Source organism: Paraburkholderia sp. CNPSo 3272 (genome assembly GCF_024206495.1).
Classification (GTDB): domain Bacteria; phylum Pseudomonadota; class Gammaproteobacteria; order Burkholderiales; family Burkholderiaceae; genus Paraburkholderia.
The window spans coordinates 164681-181025 of record NZ_JAMBPQ010000003.1 but is presented as its reverse complement, the minus strand read 5'-3'; the positions used below and the strand labels follow the sequence as shown (position 1 = coordinate 181025).

The window sequence follows — 16345 nt, the reverse complement described above, 5'->3', positions numbered from 1 at the left end:
TGTCTTCGACGCACGGCGGATCGATGCTCGCGCTGAGTCCGGCATCGGATTGGGCTTGGCGCAAGAACAGTGCGAGAAGTTCAGGCCGCAGCCCGTCGCCGCGTTGAGCGGCGAGCGCGTGAAGGGCGAGGAGCGGAGCAAGCTGTGACATGATTCGACTCCCTATGTGAGACCTTCCATTCGCCGCGCAATCAGACTCGCTTGATGAGCCCGAGCTGCGTGAGCGCGGTTACGCCGTCGTCGAGCCCGATCTCCTCGACGATCTTTCCGTCTTTCAGGCGCAACACGGTCGTGCCGGTGAAATGCATCTTGCGGCCGCTCGCCGCCGGCAACGATCCCGCGAGAAAGTCCCCGAACGCCGGACCCGAATGGGTGCCGCCGCCTTCCCACTGACCCACCACGTATTCGCCTTCGGCGATGAGATCGGCCGCGCCCCAGAAGCTCAGATTGGGGAATGCGGCGCGAAAGCCGGTCATGAACGCCTTGATGTCTTCGCGGCCGCGGCGCGGCTCGTGCAGCGAATACTTGAGCAGCATGTCCGGCGCGGCCAGCTCGTCTACGACGCTGAGGTCGCAGGTTTCGCCCCAGAAGCGCGTGAACCAGCGGCCAACGATCGCCTTGTTGTCCTCTTCCATCGACATGTTCGACTCCTTGCTGATCTCGATTCACGGCGAAGCAGGATTGCTCCGCCTGAAACGAACGATATCGACCGGCAAACCGCGCAGATACCCGTTTCTTGCCGTGACATTCGCGTGGCATTCACGCTGTGGCGCGCGCTGAATTAGAGCGCAACATTCGGATCGGAACGCGCGGGGCGTTGGCGTATCGTTGGTCTGTATGGCAGATCGGCGAGAATGCCGCTTGCGAGAGGAGGGACAGACGCGATGAAAACCGGAGCCATGCGGGCTCAGAAGCCGGAAGCCGCAACGTACGACTGGGTTGAGATCGAGCGATCGCTTGATGCGCGCGGCTATGCCGTCCTGCCCCGCGTGCTCAGGCCCGAACAATGTGCGCAGCTCGCCGCCCTTTATGCGAGGGACGAAGGCTTTCGCTCGCGCATCGTCATGGCGCGCCACAATTTTGGGCGCGGGGAATACAAGTACTTCGCGTATCCGCTGCCGTCGCTGCTTCAGCGCTTGCGGCATGCGCTCTATCCGTACCTCGCGCCTATCGCCAACCGCTGGAACGGGCAACTTGGGATCGACACGCAGTACCCGGCCGACCTCGACGCCTTTCTCGATCAGTGTCACCGCGCGGGGCAAACGCGCCCGACACCGCTCATCCTCGAATACGGCCCGGGCGACTACAACTGCCTGCACCAGGACCTTTACGGCGAACATGTGTTTCCGCTGCAGGTGGCGATGCTGCTCTCCCGGCCCGGCGTCGATTTCGAGGGCGGCGAATTTGTGATGACGCAGAGCGCGTCGAACGGTCAGTGTGCCGAAGTGATTCCACTGGAGCAGGGCGACGCGGTGCTGTTCACCGTCAACCAGCGGCCGGCTGCGAACCGGCGCGGCGGCACGCGCAGGGTCGCGATGCGGCACGGCGTGAGCGTCGTGCGCAGCGGCAAGCGTCATACCGTCGGCCTGATTTTTCACGATTCACGTTAGCGCGCAGGACGCGAAGGAGCGCATCATGCAACTGTTTCTCAGCCATATCGAGTCGCCGCTTGGCGACCTCATGCTGGTGAGCGACGCGCAGCATCGACTGCACGCGCTCGAATTCTCCGATCACCGCTCGCGTCTGCATCGCGGCCTGCGCGATCGTTACGGCAGCGCCGAATTGATCGACGCCGCCGCGCCGGCTTCGATTGCCGACGCCATGACGCGCTATTTCTCGGGCGAATTGAACGCGCTCCATGCTCTCCCGGTCGTCATGGCGGGCTCGGACCTGGAAGAAAAGGTCTGGGCCGCGTTGCGCCGCATTCCGGCCGGTACCACCACCAGCTACGGGAAGCTCGCGAGAGCGTTGGGATTCGAAGACCCGCGCGCGGCGATCGACATCGGCGCGGCGAACGGCGCGAATCCCATCGCGATCGTCGTGCCGTGCCATCGCGTGATCGCGAGCAACGGCGAGTTGAAGGGCTACGCGTGGGGCCTGCATCGCAAGCGCTGGCTGCTCGAACACGAGAGGTCGATTCCCGCCACGCGCGAGATTCCGCAGACGGCGACGCTGCCGGGTTTTTGAAATGAATATGACCTTGCCCGTGACTTCATCTGCCGACGCATTCGACAAGCTCGATTGGAGCGCAATCGCCGCGCAACTGGACAGCGAAGGTTATGCGGTACTGCCTCGGCTAGCCGGCGCCGACCAAGCCCGCCTGCTCGCGCGCGACGCCGGCACATCGAGTGCATTGCGCCGCGTTGCGCTGGACTCGCTCGATCTCGGCCGTGGCGATCTGCTGTATTTCGGCGCCGCGCTGCCGCAGCCGTGGGCGCAATGGCGTACGGATCTCTATCGTCAGTTGACGCCCATCGCCAATCGATGGAACGAGATGCTTGGCATGCCTTATCGATTTCCGGCGACGCTAGAGGCATTTCGGGAGCGCAACCGGCGAGCGGGCAAACGCAGGCGCAGTCGCATTTGAACCAACTCGGCACTGACGACTATCTGGCACTGCATCAGCGCAGCGACGGAGATCATGTGTTTCCGCTGCAAGTGGTCGCGTTGCTCTCCGCGCCGGGCAAGGAGTTCGCGGGCGGCGAACTGGTGCTGACGGAGCAGCGTCCGCGTATGCAGTCGCGTCCGACGGTCGTTCCGCTCGGCTTGGGCGACGCGGCGATCATCGCCACGGCCCAGCGGCCGTTCAAGGGCAACAGCGGCTACTACCGCGTGAACCTCCGGCATGCCATCAGCCGCGTGCGCAGTGGCGAGCGCATCGGCGTCGAGTTGTCGTTCCACGACGCGCCGCAAGCGGCAATCGATCAACGCGCATTTGATCTCGACACCTGATTCATGCCGCGCAGCCGCGCTGCGGCGCGCGCAGGCATTGCAGTCCGTCGCATTAGTTGCAACTAACTGTCAAGCCCGCCCACCCCAGACCAACGCCGCGCTACTGCGCGGCGGCACCGACTCGCGTCCACATGATCCCCATCGCCCAGGGACTTCCCCTATAAAGACTTTATCGACTATTTATCGATAAATTGTCGTGATAGATTCCTGGGCTGAATTGGGCGCAACGGGGAAGCGCGCGCCCGCGCGGCCGTGTCAACGAGACCGGCGCAAAGACATAAGGCGGAGGAGAGATGCTGGTTTTGATAGGGGTGCCGATCGTGGTGATCGGCTTCGCATTGCGCCTGAACGCGCTGCTCGTCGTGACTGCGGCGGGCATTGCGACGGGGCTTGCGGGCGGCCTGCACACGGTCGAGATCGTCAGCGCCTTCGGCAAGGCGTTCGCCGACAACCGCTATATGGGCCTCATCTGGCTCACGCTGCCCGTGATCGCGCTGCTCGAGCGCAACGGCCTGCGCGAGCAGGCAAAGCACCTCATTTCGCGCGTGCACGCTGCCACCACCGGCCGCGTGCTGATGCTCTATTTCGTGATCCGCCAGGTCACGGCCGCGCTCGGCCTCACGTCGCTGGGCGGCCATGCGCAGATGGTCCGTCCGCTGATCGCGCCCATGGCCGAAGCCGCCGCCACGAAGCGCTTCGGCGAGGTGCCCGACGCCGTGCGCCAGCAGATCCGCGCCAACGCCTCGGCCGTCGACAACATCGCCGTGTTCTTCGGCGAAGACATTTTCATCGCGATTCAGTCGATCCTCCTCATCAAGGGCTTCCTCGAGCAGAACGGCATCATCGTGCAGCCGCTGCAGGTCTCGGTCTGGGCGATTCCCACGGCGGTCGCGGCGCTCCTCATCCACTGCGTGCGCCTGAAGCTGCTCGATCACGATCTTTCGCGCCGCGTGGGCGCGGCCAATGCGCAGCGCGCCGCAAGGCGCGAGGGAGCCGCATCGTGATCAAGCTCGAATCGCTCTATGTCGTTGCGGGCCTGATGTTCGCGTCGTTCGCCCTCTTCAACCTGCTCGACCGCGCGAACCCGCGCCGCGTCGTCAACTTCGTGTTCTGGGGCGTCTATGCCGTGACGTTCCTGTTCGGCGGCGTGCTGCCGCATTTCGTGATGGGCTGCCTCGCCATCGCGCTCGCCTTGATGGCGGGCTCGGGCAGGCTGGGCCGCAGCCCCGCGGCCAGCGACAACGCCAAAGCCGAGGCGCGACGCGAGCAAGGGGCGCGGCGCTTCGGCAGCCGGCTCTTCATTCCCGCGCTGCTCATCCCGGTCGTGACGCTCGTCGGCACGCTCACGCTCAAGTACGCGCCCTTCGTCGAAGCGAAGAACGTCACGCTCATCTCGCTCGTGATCGCCACGCTCGTTGCGTTCGGCGCGGCGCTCGTCATGTTGCGCGATTCGCCCGTGCAAGCGCTCAAGGGCGCGCGGCACACCATGGACGCCGTGGGCTGGGCCGCCATCCTGCCGCAGATGCTCGCGGCGCTCGGCGCGCTGTTCGCCGCGGCGGGCGTAGGCCACGTGGTGTCCGAGCTCGTGACGAACTGGATTCCCCAAAATTCGGCGTTCGCGGTCGTGGCCGCCTACACTTTCGGCATGGCCCTCTTCACGATGATCATGGGCAACGCGTTCGCCGCCTTCCCGGTGATGACCGCCGGCATCGGCCTGCCGTTGATCGTGCATCAATTCCACGGCAACCCGGCGATTCTCGGCGCTATCGGCATGCTCTCGGGTTTCTGCGGCACGCTCATGACGCCGATGGCCGCGAACTTCAACATCGTCCCCGCTGCGCTGCTCGAATTGAGCGACAAGAACGGCGTGATCAAGGCGCAATGGCCGACCGCCGTGCTGCTGCTCGTCGTCAACACGCTGCTGATGTACGCCTTCGTTTTCCGGTTCTGATGAGCTCACGATGACCACACACCTCACCGCCGCCCATGCCTCGAAGTTCGCCTCGCTCGCGCTTGCCCACCTCACGCGCGAGTACCCGAACAAGCTGACTCACTCGCTCGAAGGCCCGCAGGACGTGCAAGGCCCGCGGGCGCTGCATCCCGTCTTCTACGGCAGCTACGACTGGCATTCGTGCGTGCACGGCTACTGGCTCGTGCTGCATCTGCTGGAGCGCTTTCCGGACCTGCCCGAGGGGCCGCAGATCGTCGCCGTGGTCGAAGAGCACTTCACGCCGGAGAAGATGGCCGGCGAGATGGCCTACCTCACGCTCGCGCACAACCGCGGTTTCGAGCGCCCTTATGGCTGGGCATGGCTGCTCGCGCTCGCGGCGCAGGTCGACGCGCTGGTCGAGTCGATGAAGCTGCCGCAGGCCGCGCGCTGGCAGGCGGCGCTGGCGCCGCTCACCGACTGGTTCGTCGAGCGCTTCGAGGAATTCCTGCCGAAGGCGACCTATCCGTTGCGAGTGGGCACTCACTTCAATACGGCGTTCGCGCTCACGCTCGCGTACGACTTCGCGAAAGCCACCTCGCGTCCGGCGCTGGTGACGCTGATCGAAGACACCGCCACGCGCTGGCACGCGAACGACGCGGGCTGCCAGGCATGGGAGCCGGGCGGCGACGAATTCCTCTCGCCCGCGCTGAGCGTGGCCCTGCTGATGAGCCGCGTCTTGGGCGCACAGGATTTCGAGCCGTGGTTCACGCGCTTCTTGCCCAACCTCGCGGTGCAAGAGCCGGTCACGCTCTTCACGCCGGCCACCGTGACCGACCGCAGCGACGGCAAGATCGCCCACCTCGACGGGCTCAACCTGAGCCGCGCGTGGTGTCAGCGCTCACTTGCGCGCGCACTGCCCGCGGGCGACGCACGCGTGGCCGTCCTCAACGATGCCGCGCATTCGCATCTGGCCAGCGCGCTCGACCACGTGGCCGGGGACTATATGGGTGAGCACTGGCTTGCCACCTTCGCGACGCTCGCGCTCGAAGCATGACAAACGAATGAACCAGGTGGGGCGCGCCTTACGCGCGTGCTCCACGCCGCTTTCCAGACTGAAGATTTGCGCGCCGGCGGTCGATATAACGGGCTGAAGCCCTGAGCCGCCACCGGAATCTGCTGTGCATAGGCCGACTCGGGACATCGAACCCATTCAGGTCTGGAAGGTATGCAAGTAGAGAAATTCATGACGAGCCGTGTCGTCACCGTCGGTTTCGACGACACGCTCGCGACCGTGCGCGAGATCTTCGCGCAAGCGAGCTTCCATCATCTGCTCGTGGTCGAAGAGGGCAAGCTGCAAGGCGTCGTCTCCGATCGCGACCTGCTGCGCGCGATCAGCCCGTTCATCGACAGTGTGGTCGAATCCGCGCGCGACCTCGGCACGCTCAATAAACGCGTGCACCAGATCATGAGCCGCAAACCGCTCACGCTGCGTCCCGAGTCGAGCCTCTCCGACGCCGTGGCCCTCTTTCTCTCCAACAAGATTTCGTGCATTCCCATTGTGGATGCCGAATTTCGCCCCGTGGGCATCGTGAGCTGGCGCGATGTGCTGCGCTATCTGGTGCCGACGGACGAGCGCGAGGCGGGTGCAGCGCAAGCCAGCGCGTGATGCGGGTTAGCTCGCATGCATCCCATATATTGGCCTGTATTACGAAGTGCTGCTAACGGTCGTACTTCTTTGCTGAGAACTATAAAGTTCGCAGGCTTTGCTGCCGTTGTTATGTACTGGGCGCTTAATCAGCCTGAACGCATGGGCTGCACTGGGTAGGCGCACCGGAACATTCGATGAAAAACGAGTGGGACACGCGCGGCCTCCAGAGCCGCGCGCCTCACATAAGAGAGACCAGGAATGCTTCACAAGCTGTCGATACGCGCGAGCCTGACCCTGATGATCGCCTTCTTCGGCATCGTCCTGATCGTGGGCGCCGCCACAGGACTCCTGTCGATGCGAGCGGGCAACGAGTCGCTGCGCACCATGTACACCGTCAATACGCCGGCCGTTGCCGACCTGGAAGGCAGCGCCGGCCAGCTGCTGCGTCTTCGCCTCGCGCTCGCCACCAACGCTTCGCTTTCCGATCTCGGCGACCACGATGCCGCGGACGCGGTGCTCAAGCGCTTCGATCAGTACCTGAAGAACTCGAACGAGCGTCTGGACCACTATCTGTCGATTGCGAGCGGAGAAGGCGAGGCGCAGGATTTGATCGCCGACATGCAGGCCAAGCGCAACAGCTTCCTGCACGATGGCCTCGAGCCGGCACTGGCGGCGCTCAAGGCCGGCGACAAGACCGCGTTCCAGGAACTGCAGGGCCACAAGCTTCCGTCGCTCTACACCGACTATGAAAAGGCGATGCTCGTGCTGGAGAAGCGCCAGATCGATCTCGGCGCGCAGCGCTACCAGGAAGCGCAGGACCGTTTCAATGCGGTGAGCATCGCGGTGGGCGTGGGCATGGTGCTTTCGCTGCTGTTCGCGTGGATCGGCCGCGCGGCGCTCATGCGCGCGATCGTGCATCCGGTGGACGCGGCCATCGCGCAGTTCCAGCGCATCGCCGCCGGCGACCTGAGCGGCACGGTGCAGACGACGAGCAACAACGAAATGGGCCGCCTGCAGGCCGCGCTGCGGCAGATGCAGGATGCACTCATCAAGACGGTCAGCAGCGTGCGCGAAGGCGCGCTGTCGATCGACAAGGGCGTGAGCGAGATCGCCGCGGGCAATACGGATCTCTCGCAGCGCACCGAGGAGCAGGCCGCCTCGCTCGAGGAAACGGCGGCAAGCATCGAAGAGCTGACCTCCACCGTCAAGCAGACCGCAGAAAACGCACGCCAGGCCAGCACGCTCGCGGAGGGCGCCTCCGGTCTCGCCGCGCAAGGCGGCGCGCTCTCGCGCGAAGTGGTCGGCACGATGCAGGACATCGTGGGCGATTCGCGGCGCGTGGGCGAGATCGTCGGCGTGATCGAAGCCATTGCGTTCCAGACCAACATTCTCGCGCTCAATGCGGCCGTGGAAGCCGCGCGCGCGGGCGAGGAGGGGCGCGGCTTCGCGGTGGTGGCGAGCGAAGTGCGCTCGCTCGCGCAGCGTAGCGCCGCGGCGGCCAAGGAGATCAAGGAACTGATCGAGTCGTCGACCTCGCGCGTGGAGACCGGCGCGGGCCTCGTCGAGCGCTCGGGCTCGACGATGAGCGAAATCGTCGAAGCGATCGCGCGCGTCAGTGCGATCATGAACGAGATTGCGTCGGCGGCTTCGGAGCAGAGCACGGGCATCGATCAGGTCAACGTCGCCGTTGGACAGATGGACCTCGTCACCCAGCAGAACGCGGCGCTCGTCGAGCAGGCAACGGCCGCGGCTTCGTCGCTCGAAAACGAAGCGCACCGGCTCAACGCCGCGGTTTCGGTGTTCCGCACTGGTCGCGCGCAGTAACGCGAACGCTGCAGGGTGTGATTCGCCGGGTATAGTCGTGCATTCACGACTGCGGAGTTCCAGCACCATGCAGCTTCTCGATCACGTTTCGATCGGCGTGCCCGATCTCGACGCAGCGCGCCCCTTCTACGATGCGATCATGAATGCGTTGGGTGCGCTCAAGGTCTACGACCGCCCCAACGCGCTCGGCTACGGCGAGCGTTGCGACGCAGGCGAAACCCAGTCGTCGTATCTTTCCATCTATCTGGACGCCAGCGCCATCGAGCCGAACAAGCGGCACTGGTGCTTCAAGGCCGCTACACGCTCGCAGGTCGATGCGTTCCATGCCGCCGGCGTCGCGGCGGGCGGCCGCACGGATGGCGATCCGGGCTTGCGGCCGCATTATCACGCCGACTATTACGCCGCCTTTCTCATCGATCCGGCCGGCAACCGGCTCGAGGCCGTGTGCCATACTGCATCGGCCTGACGTCGCGCATCACGTCAGGCGCGGGATATGGGGAAATGACAGGCACCGGCAAATACTGGTTTCGAGCCAAGCGCTACGGTTGGGGGTGGGGACTTCCGCTCACCTGGCAGGGTTGGGTGGTGCTCGTGGCGTACGTCTTGTCGATTGCCTTCGGCGCGGTATATTTTGAACCGCATGGGCATCCGTTCGCATTTGCGGGGCTCGTGATACTCGCCACGCTCGCGCTTTCTGCGGTGTGCTGGCTCAAGGGCGAGCCGGCTCGCTGGCGCTGGGGCAAGGACCGCGAGTGAGCGTCTCGTTTCCAGGGGCGTAGCGTACTGCTTAAGTTGTCCTGAAGGGGAACGCCATGGCGCGAGCAAAGCAAACCGGCAGCGCTGCGCTGCCTGGCACATGGAAGCTGCAATCGTTCACGACCGAAGATCTGGCCACCGGAGAAAAGACCGATTTGTTCGGCGCTCATCCTTGTGGCTATCTCAACTACGGCCCCGATAAGCGCATGTACGCGATCCTGCTCGAGGAGAACCGCACCGCGCCAGCCGACCTCGTGCCGACCGACGCCGAGCGCATCGCGCTTTTCAATGGCTCGTGCGCGTATGCGGGCACATGGAGCGTCGAGGGCGACGTGGTGAGCCACCACGTCGACGCATCGTGGAACGAATCATGGACGGGCACGATTCAGTTGCGCCGTTTCAGAATCGACGGCAAATATCTGCATATGACGACACTGCCTGGCCGCAACCCGGTGACAGGTAAAGAATGCATTTCCGAACTGGTGTGGGTGAAGGTCGAATAGACGGTACCGCTCAGCGGTCCCGAACGTGTCCGAAGTGCTGCGCCTCGCGTGTGCAGCCGCGCGGGGCAGCGCACTTTCTTGCCGCTTTGCACCATGAAATCGTCACGCGATCCGTATGTTACCTGTCATCGTTTTTCCCGATTGAGCGCGCGAAGGCTGGTGATACTGTTGTTGGCACATTCTTCAAAGCAGCAATGTAGTGGGCAGATGTTCCTCAACGATCCTGGCGAATCGGAGATGCATGATGTCCAGTAACGGCGCGTGGCGAAACCTTCATCGCGTAGCGGCGACGGGTATGGTGGCGGCAGGGCTGGGCCTCGCGGGCGGCGCGCATGCCGCGGGGGACCCGATCAAGATCGGCGTGATCAGCGAGGAGTCCGCGGTGGCGGGCGCCTCGATCAGCAAGGCGGCGCAGCTCGCCGCGGACGAAATCAACGCGAGCGGCGGCGTGGATGGCCGGCCCATCCAGATCATCGCGTATGACGACCACTCGTCGGCCTCGGACGGCGTGCGCGCGTTCCAGCGCGCCGCGACCCAGGACAAGGTGGTCGCCGTGATCGGCAGCTATATCAGCGAAGTGGCGCTCGCCATGGAACCGTGGTCGGCGCGCCTGAAAATGCCGTTTGTTACGCCGGGCGCCGCGAGCAACGATATTTCGAAGCACGTACACGACGACTACGACCACTACAAGTACACGTTCCACGGCTGGATGACGTCGGCGTTCATCGCGCAGTCGATCTGCGATTTCTCGCACGATATCCTCGTCGGCCAGTTCAAGATGAAGTCGACGGTCGTGATGAGCGAGGACGCGGCATGGACCAAGCCGCTCGACGAGCGCTTCATGGAATGCCTGCCCAAGGCCGGTCTCAAGGTGCTGGATCACATCCGTTTCAATCCGGATACTTCGGACTTCACACCAATTTTCAATCAGATCGAGGCCAGGCACCCCGATACGATCACCACGGGCATCAGCCACGTGGGCGTGCAGCCGACGGTGCAATGGCACGATCAGCAGGTGCCGATCCCGATGTCGGGCCAAAGCTCGCAGGCCACGACCACGAGTTTCTGGAAGGACACGAACGGCGCGACGGAAGGCGTGATCACGGCTTCCGCAGCGGCGCCCGGCGTGGCGATCACGCCGAAGACGGTGCCCTTCGCGGATGCGTACCAGAAGAAGTTCGGTGTGTCGCCTGCGTATTGCGGCTTCTCGACCTATGACCTCGTGTACATCCTCGCGGATGCGATCAAGCGCAACAAGGGCTCGACCGATCCGGACCAGATGGTCGCCGCGCTCGAGAAGACGGATTACGTAGGCACGATCGGGCGTTGGCAGTTCTATGGCAAGGATGACCAGTTCACGCACGCGCTCAAGTACGGCCCCGGCTATATCACCGGCATCAACCTGCAGTGGCAGGACGGCAAGCAGATCGCGATCTGGCCAAAGTCCGTTGCGAACGGCAAGGTCAAGTTCCCGACCTTCATCAAGCTCCAGCAGGCTAGCGCGAACTAGCTTCACAGTGCGTCGCGCCGTGCGGCCCCTCGCCTTTGATGGGGCGCACGGCGCATGTTGCAACACGCCGATCCACACGAAAGGCCGGACATGCTGCTCCTGCAGATCCTCATCGACGGCTTTGCCATCAGCTCGCTCTACGCGCTCGGCGCCATCGGCTTCACGCTGATTTTCGGCGTCTCCGGCATATTGAATCTCGCGCACGGCGGCGTGATGCTCGTCGCGGCGCTGATGGGCTGGATGCTCGCGGGCGAAGCGGGCCTCGGCACCTACCTCGGCACGCTGCTTGGCGTGGTCGCCGGTCTCGTCACGGCTTATGTCACCTATCTGATGGTGGTGCGGCCTATCCAGCGTTCCGCCGCGATTCCGGGCGAAGAAAAGGAAATCTTCGTGCTCACCGGCACCTTGCTGTGGGGCATCATGATCCAGCAGGGCATGGCCTGGCTCTTCACCGACAACCCCGTGACGATGCGCCCGCTCATCAGCGGAGTGGCGATGATCGGCAGCGTGCGCGTGCCGTTCAACGAGATCATGATCGCCGTGGTCTGCTGGGCCGTGATCGGCCTCCTGTGGCTGTTCGTGAATCGCACGCGCGCGGGCAAGGCGCTGCTAGCGGCCTCGATGAATCCGCGCGGCCTCACGCTGCTCGGCTTCGAACTCTCTCGCATCTATCTGCTCGCGTGGACCATCTACGGCGTGCTGGCGGGCATTGCGGGCGTGCTGCTGGCGTCGTTCCTCGGCGTGAGTACGAACAACGCCGGGCAACTCACGGCGAGCGCGTTCTCCGTCGTCGTGCTGGGCGGGCTTGGCAGCGTTTCCGGGTCGTTGATGGCCGCGTATGTGGTCGGCTATCTGGAGACCGTCACCGCATATCTCGTTGCGCCGACGCTGCGGCCGCTTCCGGCGCTGCTGTTGCTGGTGCTCGTCGTGTATGTGCGGCCCCAGGGCTTCCTGGGCCGTCGCTAACCGAGCGAAGGGAGCACATCGACATGTCCGGTCTTCTTCGTTCGCGTGGGCTATGGGTGGCCGTGTTGCTCGCCGTCGGCGCGGCCACGCTGCCTTGGTGGATGTCGGGGTATATCCTCGGCGTGCTCACGGTCGCGTATTACTTCGGCGTATTCGCGATGTCGTGGGATCTACTGTTCGGCTTTGCCGGCGAGGTCAATTTCGGCCCGACCTTCCTGATCGGCCTCGGCGCCTATTCGGCGGCGATCATCGACGCCCATTGGGGTCTGCCGATTGCCGTCTGCGTGATCGCGGGCGGCCTCTTCGCGCTGGTGGGCGGCCTGCTGCTCGCGGTGCCCGCGCTGCGGCTGCGCGGCCCGTACTTCGGCCTCGTCACGCTCGTGGCCGTGCTGCTGCTGCAGAACGCCATCGTGATTTTCGCGGGCGTGACGGGCGGCGAGATCGGCATGATGGTGCCCGACGTGATGTCCATCGACGCCAACCATAACTACTGGATCGCGCTGGCTTTTCTGGTGGTTTGCGCAATCCTGCTGTTCGGCCTCTCGCGCTCGGCGATCGGCCTCATCTTGCAGGCCAGCGGCCAGGATGCCACCGGCGCGCAGGCGCTCGGCTTCAACGTCACGCGGCACAAGCTCGTGGCCTTTTGCATCAGCGCCGTGTTTTCGGGCGTGGCGGGGGCGATGCTGGTGTTCTATCAAGGCACTGCATCCGTGAGTACGGTGGTGGACCTGAGCGTCGGCGTGCAGATCATCATCGCGGCCGTGCTCGGCGGCCGCCGCACGATACTCGGCGCCGTGCTCGGATCGATCTTCCTGATCGTGGCCGGCGAGTTCCTGCGCCCGCTCGGCCAGCTCAACACGTTCGTCGTCGCAGCGGTGGCGCTCGCGGCGGTGCTGTTCTTTCCGGACGGCCTGCTCGGCAACTTGCTGCGTACGAGGGCCCGCCAATGAACGACACGCCGCTGCTCTCCGTTCGCGGGCTGACCAAGCGCTTTGGCGGTCTCGTCGCGGTGAAGGACATTGGCTTCGACATCCGGCCTGGCGAGATACTCGGCCTGATCGGCCCCAACGGATCCGGCAAGTCGACCGTGATGAAGCTCATTATGGGCATCGAGCGGCCCAACGCGGGCTCGGTCAAGGTGAGCGGCGTGGAGATGGCAGGCTGGGCGCCGCATCGCATTGCGCGCGCTGGCGTGGGTATCGTGTTCCAGCATTCGCGCCCGCTGCATCGGCAAACGGTGCTGGAGCACATCAAGCTCGCGCTGCTGCCGGACTCGCTCGTCAAGCTCGCGGCAGAGCCGCATGTGCATCAGCGCGCGCAGGAAATCGCCGCGCGCGTGGGCCTGGCCGCCGTCATGCATCGGCATCCCGCCACACTGCCGTTCGCGGACCTGCGCCGTATGGAAATGGCGAAGGCGATTGCGCGCGACCCGAAGGTCGTGCTCGTCGATGAGCCCTTCGCAGGACTAACGGTTGCGGAATCGGAGGCATTCTCCGAGCTGATTCGCGGTTTTCGCGCGGAGGGCCGCGCGGTGCTGCTGGTCGATCACAACGTCAAGAGCCTTTCGGCGCTCGCCGACCGCGTGCTCGCCATGTACCTCGGCGAGCACGTTGCCGAAGGCACGGCTGAAGAGGTGATGCAAAACGAAACGGTGCGCCGCGTGTATCTGGGCGGCAAGCTGGAACTGCGTCAGCGCTCTGGCGTCGCGGGCGAGGCGAAGCGCGCCATCCTCGAGGTTTCGGACTTGCGCGTGCTGTACGGCAAGGCATGCGCGCTCGACGGCGTGAGCCTCAGCGTGCGCGAGGGCGAGTTCGTTTCGGTGGTCGGCCTCAACGGCGCCGGCAAGACCACGCTCTTCAACGCGCTCTCGGGCCTCCTGCCGTACAGGGGGACGATCCGCTTCGACCGGCGCGATCTGAAGGGCATGAGCGGGGCGGCCGTCTCTCGCGCGGGCCTTGTGCAATGCCCGGAAACGCGCGAACTGTTCGGCGACATGACGGTGCGCGAGAATCTCGAACTCGGCGGCTATCGTCTATCGGACGAGGTGCGCAAGCAGCAGCTCACGTGGCTCTTCGACCTCTTTCCCATCCTCAAGTCGCGCCAGCGCCAAACCGCGCGCACGCTCTCAGGCGGCGAGCAGCAAATGCTGGCCATCGCGCGTGCACTCATGCCGCAGCCCCGGCTGCTGATCCTCGACGAGCCGACGCTCGGGCTCGCGCCCGTGATCCTCGAACAGCTTTCGAAGGCGCTGGATGCGCTGCAGCAGTCCACGCCCATTACCGTGCTGCTGGGCGAGCAGAACGTTCGCTTCGCCCTGCCGCACGCGGACCGCGTCTACGTGCTGGAACATGCGCGCATCGTCTGGGAGGGGAGTGCCTCCCGTTTCGAGGCGGAGATGGGGCGCGGCTTTCTCGAAGCGGTGCCCACGAGCGCTCCTCATGCGCAGACCTCGGGCGCTGCGCGTTGAAGGCAACGCGCACGGTGTGCGTGCCGTGCCTTCACGCCTGAGCGTGTGCCTCGGTCTCGGCCACTGCCTCCGCGTTTTGAGGCTCCAGCACTTTCACATCGTGCAGCCACCGTGTGGCCTTGGCGATGGCGCGGGAAAGACGCGCCACCTCGTTCAACTGCTCGATCACGTCGTTGCCGAAGCGGAAAATGAACGCCGCGCCCTCGTTGCGCAACTGCAGCGCGGACATGATGTGCTGCCGTGCCGAGTCGGACTGCGCTTCGATTTCCGGCTTGGCATTGACGATGCCCGTCACGACGTCGGCCTCCGGGTGCGCGATCATCTGTACGGCAAGCGTGAAGCGCTCGATCACGGACGTCGCGAATTGCACCAGCTCGGGGTTGTTCGCCAGCACGGTCACGTCCGCGCTTTGCGCGGCGCGCCTCTGGCTCAGCGCGAGCATGCTCGTGGTGGCCACTTCGCGAATCGCGTCGAGGCAGGTCGCAATTCGCGCGAGATCCACCAGTTGCCGGCCTTCGTCGTCGCTTTGCACAGCATCCGAGAGCTTGCCGATATAGGTGAGTATGGCAGTGCTCAGCGAGTCTGCCGCCTTGTCTTCGTTCGACACCGTGGAAAGCGCCTGCGTGGAGCTTTCGACCAGCAGCGTGGCGCTATGCTCGACGAGAATCTGCACGAGCTTGCCGAGCGAAGCCAGTTCGAGTTGCACGCGGGCAATGGCGAGCGCCGGCATTTCGACCAGCGTTTCATCGAGGTAGCGCGGCACGCCGGGGTCTTGCCACCCTTCTCGGCGCGCCGGGGCCAGGCGTTCGGCGAGCTTCGCTATCGGCCCGGTGAACCAGATCAGCACCAGGGTACTGAACACACTGAACACCGTGTGTGCATTGGCGGCCTGGCGCGGCGTTTCCGCCGCGAGGCGCGCTGCACCGCTCAGTTCGGGCGCGGAAGGCGAGATCATGCGTACGAAATCGGCGAACTGGGGAATGACGAAGGCGAAGAACAGCACGCCAAGCACGTTGAAGATCAAGTGGACGATACCGACTTGCGCCGCCTCCGCCGACTTGCCGATTGAAGCGAGCAACGCCGTGCCGCAGGTACCCACATTGGCGCCGAGTATCAGCGCAATGCCCGATTCGAGCGGAATCAGCCCCTGGCTGCCTAGCGCGATCACAATCGCGAGCGTGGCCGCCGAGCTTTGCACGATGGCCGTGAACACTGCGCCGATCACGATGCCGATGAGCGGATTGCGCATGTTTTGCATCGCGTCGATGAACGGCTGGTAATCGCGCAGCGGACGGGTCGCGTTGCCCATCATCTCGATGCCAAGAAACAGCAGGCCGAGGCCGAGCAGCGCGCCGCCCAGTTCGCGCAGCGTTTCGCGCTTCGCGAAGCCATAGAGCAGGAAGCCGCCGCCGAGCATGAACGGCGTGAGCGCGGAGATATTGAACGCGATGATCTGTGCGGTGAGCGTCGAGCCGATATTGGCGCCCATGATCATCGGAATGGACTGCATCAGCGTCATGAGCCGCGCGGAAACGAAGCCCACCAGCAGCACCGTGGTGATGGTCGACGAATTCAGCAGCGCCGTGATGCCGGCGCCCGCAAGCACGCCGCGAAACCGGTTGGCAGTGAGCGAGCCCAGCAGCGATTGCAGGCGCGCGCCGGCAATCGTTTTGAGCGCGCCCGTCATCAGATCCAGCCCGAACAGGAACAGGGCGAGGCCGCCCACCAGCAATCCGGTCACCTCGACCAGGTTCAGGTTCGCACCAGGCAGCATGGCATTGGGCCCTCG

16 protein-coding genes and 1 pseudogene are annotated in these 16345 nt (G+C 64.7%); 15 read left to right on the top strand and 2 right to left on the bottom strand.

Annotated features, from left to right (window positions below):
* Positions 1-191 precede the first annotated feature (191 nt).
* Complete coding sequence (locus tag M3I53_RS05240; RefSeq protein WP_254314912.1) at positions 192-641, bottom strand: ester cyclase; 450 nt, start codon at positions 639-641, stop codon at positions 192-194.
* A 243-nt stretch (positions 642-884) separates the two neighbouring features.
* Here M3I53_RS05240 and M3I53_RS05235 point away from each other — a divergent pair, with 243 nt between their 5' ends.
* From M3I53_RS05235 to M3I53_RS05165, 15 genes and pseudogenes are all read left to right on the top strand, one after another.
* A complete protein-coding gene (locus M3I53_RS05235; protein WP_254314910.1) occupies positions 885-1610 on the top strand; it encodes a 2OG-Fe(II) oxygenase in 726 nt (241 codons plus the stop codon).
* 25 nt (positions 1611-1635) lie between these two features.
* A complete protein-coding gene (locus tag M3I53_RS05230) occupies positions 1636-2187 on the top strand; it encodes a methylated-DNA--[protein]-cysteine S-methyltransferase (RefSeq protein ID WP_254314908.1) in 552 nt (183 codons plus the stop codon).
* Between the two features lies 1 nt (position 2188).
* Positions 2189-2952 (top strand): annotated as a pseudogene (locus M3I53_RS05225) (2OG-Fe(II) oxygenase).
* A 293-nt stretch (positions 2953-3245) separates the two neighbouring features.
* On the top strand, positions 3246-3956 hold the full coding sequence (locus M3I53_RS05220) for a DUF969 domain-containing protein (protein ID WP_254314907.1): 711 nt from the start codon (positions 3246-3248) through the stop codon (positions 3954-3956).
* Positions 3953-4903, top strand: a complete 951-nt coding sequence (locus M3I53_RS05215) for a DUF979 domain-containing protein (protein ID WP_254314905.1) — start codon at positions 3953-3955, stop codon at positions 4901-4903. Before M3I53_RS05220 ends, M3I53_RS05215 begins: the two co-directional genes overlap by 4 nt.
* A 10-nt stretch (positions 4904-4913) precedes the next feature.
* Positions 4914-5936 (top strand): DUF2891 domain-containing protein, encoded by a 1023-nt coding sequence (locus M3I53_RS05210; RefSeq protein WP_254314903.1) that lies wholly within the window; start codon positions 4914-4916, stop codon positions 5934-5936.
* Positions 5937-6107: 171 nt separating this feature from the next.
* Positions 6108-6548 carry a CBS domain-containing protein gene (locus tag M3I53_RS05205; protein WP_254314902.1) on the top strand — a complete coding sequence of 147 codons (441 nt, stop codon included), beginning with the start codon at positions 6108-6110 and terminating at the stop codon, positions 6546-6548.
* A 240-nt stretch (positions 6549-6788) separates the two neighbouring features.
* Entirely contained in the window at positions 6789-8354 is a 1566-nt protein-coding gene (locus M3I53_RS05200; protein ID WP_254314901.1) for a methyl-accepting chemotaxis protein, read from the top strand.
* Positions 8355-8421: 67 nt separating this feature from the next.
* Entirely contained in the window at positions 8422-8820 is a 399-nt protein-coding gene (locus M3I53_RS05195) for a VOC family protein (protein ID WP_254314900.1), read from the top strand.
* 35 nt (positions 8821-8855) lie between these two features.
* Entirely contained in the window at positions 8856-9110 is a 255-nt protein-coding gene (locus M3I53_RS05190) for a hypothetical protein (protein ID WP_254314899.1), read from the top strand.
* A gap of 56 nt (positions 9111-9166) precedes the next feature.
* On the top strand, positions 9167-9613 hold the full coding sequence (locus tag M3I53_RS05185; RefSeq protein ID WP_254314898.1) for a lipocalin-like domain-containing protein: 447 nt from the start codon (positions 9167-9169) through the stop codon (positions 9611-9613).
* A gap of 244 nt (positions 9614-9857) precedes the next feature.
* Complete coding sequence (locus tag M3I53_RS05180) at positions 9858-11123, top strand: ABC transporter substrate-binding protein (protein ID WP_254315102.1); 1266 nt, start codon at positions 9858-9860, stop codon at positions 11121-11123.
* Between the two features lie 90 nt (positions 11124-11213).
* Positions 11214-12089 carry a branched-chain amino acid ABC transporter permease gene (locus tag M3I53_RS05175; RefSeq protein ID WP_254314897.1) on the top strand — a complete coding sequence of 292 codons (876 nt, stop codon included), beginning with the start codon at positions 11214-11216 and terminating at the stop codon, positions 12087-12089.
* A 23-nt stretch (positions 12090-12112) separates the two neighbouring features.
* The gene (locus tag M3I53_RS05170) at positions 12113-13039 is read left to right on the top strand and encodes a branched-chain amino acid ABC transporter permease (protein WP_254314896.1); all 927 of its coding nucleotides are present in this window, start codon (positions 12113-12115) and stop codon (positions 13037-13039) included.
* Entirely contained in the window at positions 13036-14556 is a 1521-nt protein-coding gene (locus tag M3I53_RS05165) for an ATP-binding cassette domain-containing protein (protein WP_254314895.1), read from the top strand. Before M3I53_RS05170 ends, M3I53_RS05165 begins: the two co-directional genes overlap by 4 nt.
* A gap of 31 nt (positions 14557-14587) precedes the next feature.
* Here M3I53_RS05165 and M3I53_RS05160 read toward each other — a convergent pair whose 3' ends face one another.
* On the bottom strand, positions 14588-16330 hold the full coding sequence (locus tag M3I53_RS05160; protein ID WP_254314894.1) for a Na/Pi cotransporter family protein: 1743 nt from the start codon (positions 16328-16330) through the stop codon (positions 14588-14590).
* Positions 16331-16345 lie beyond the last annotated feature (15 nt).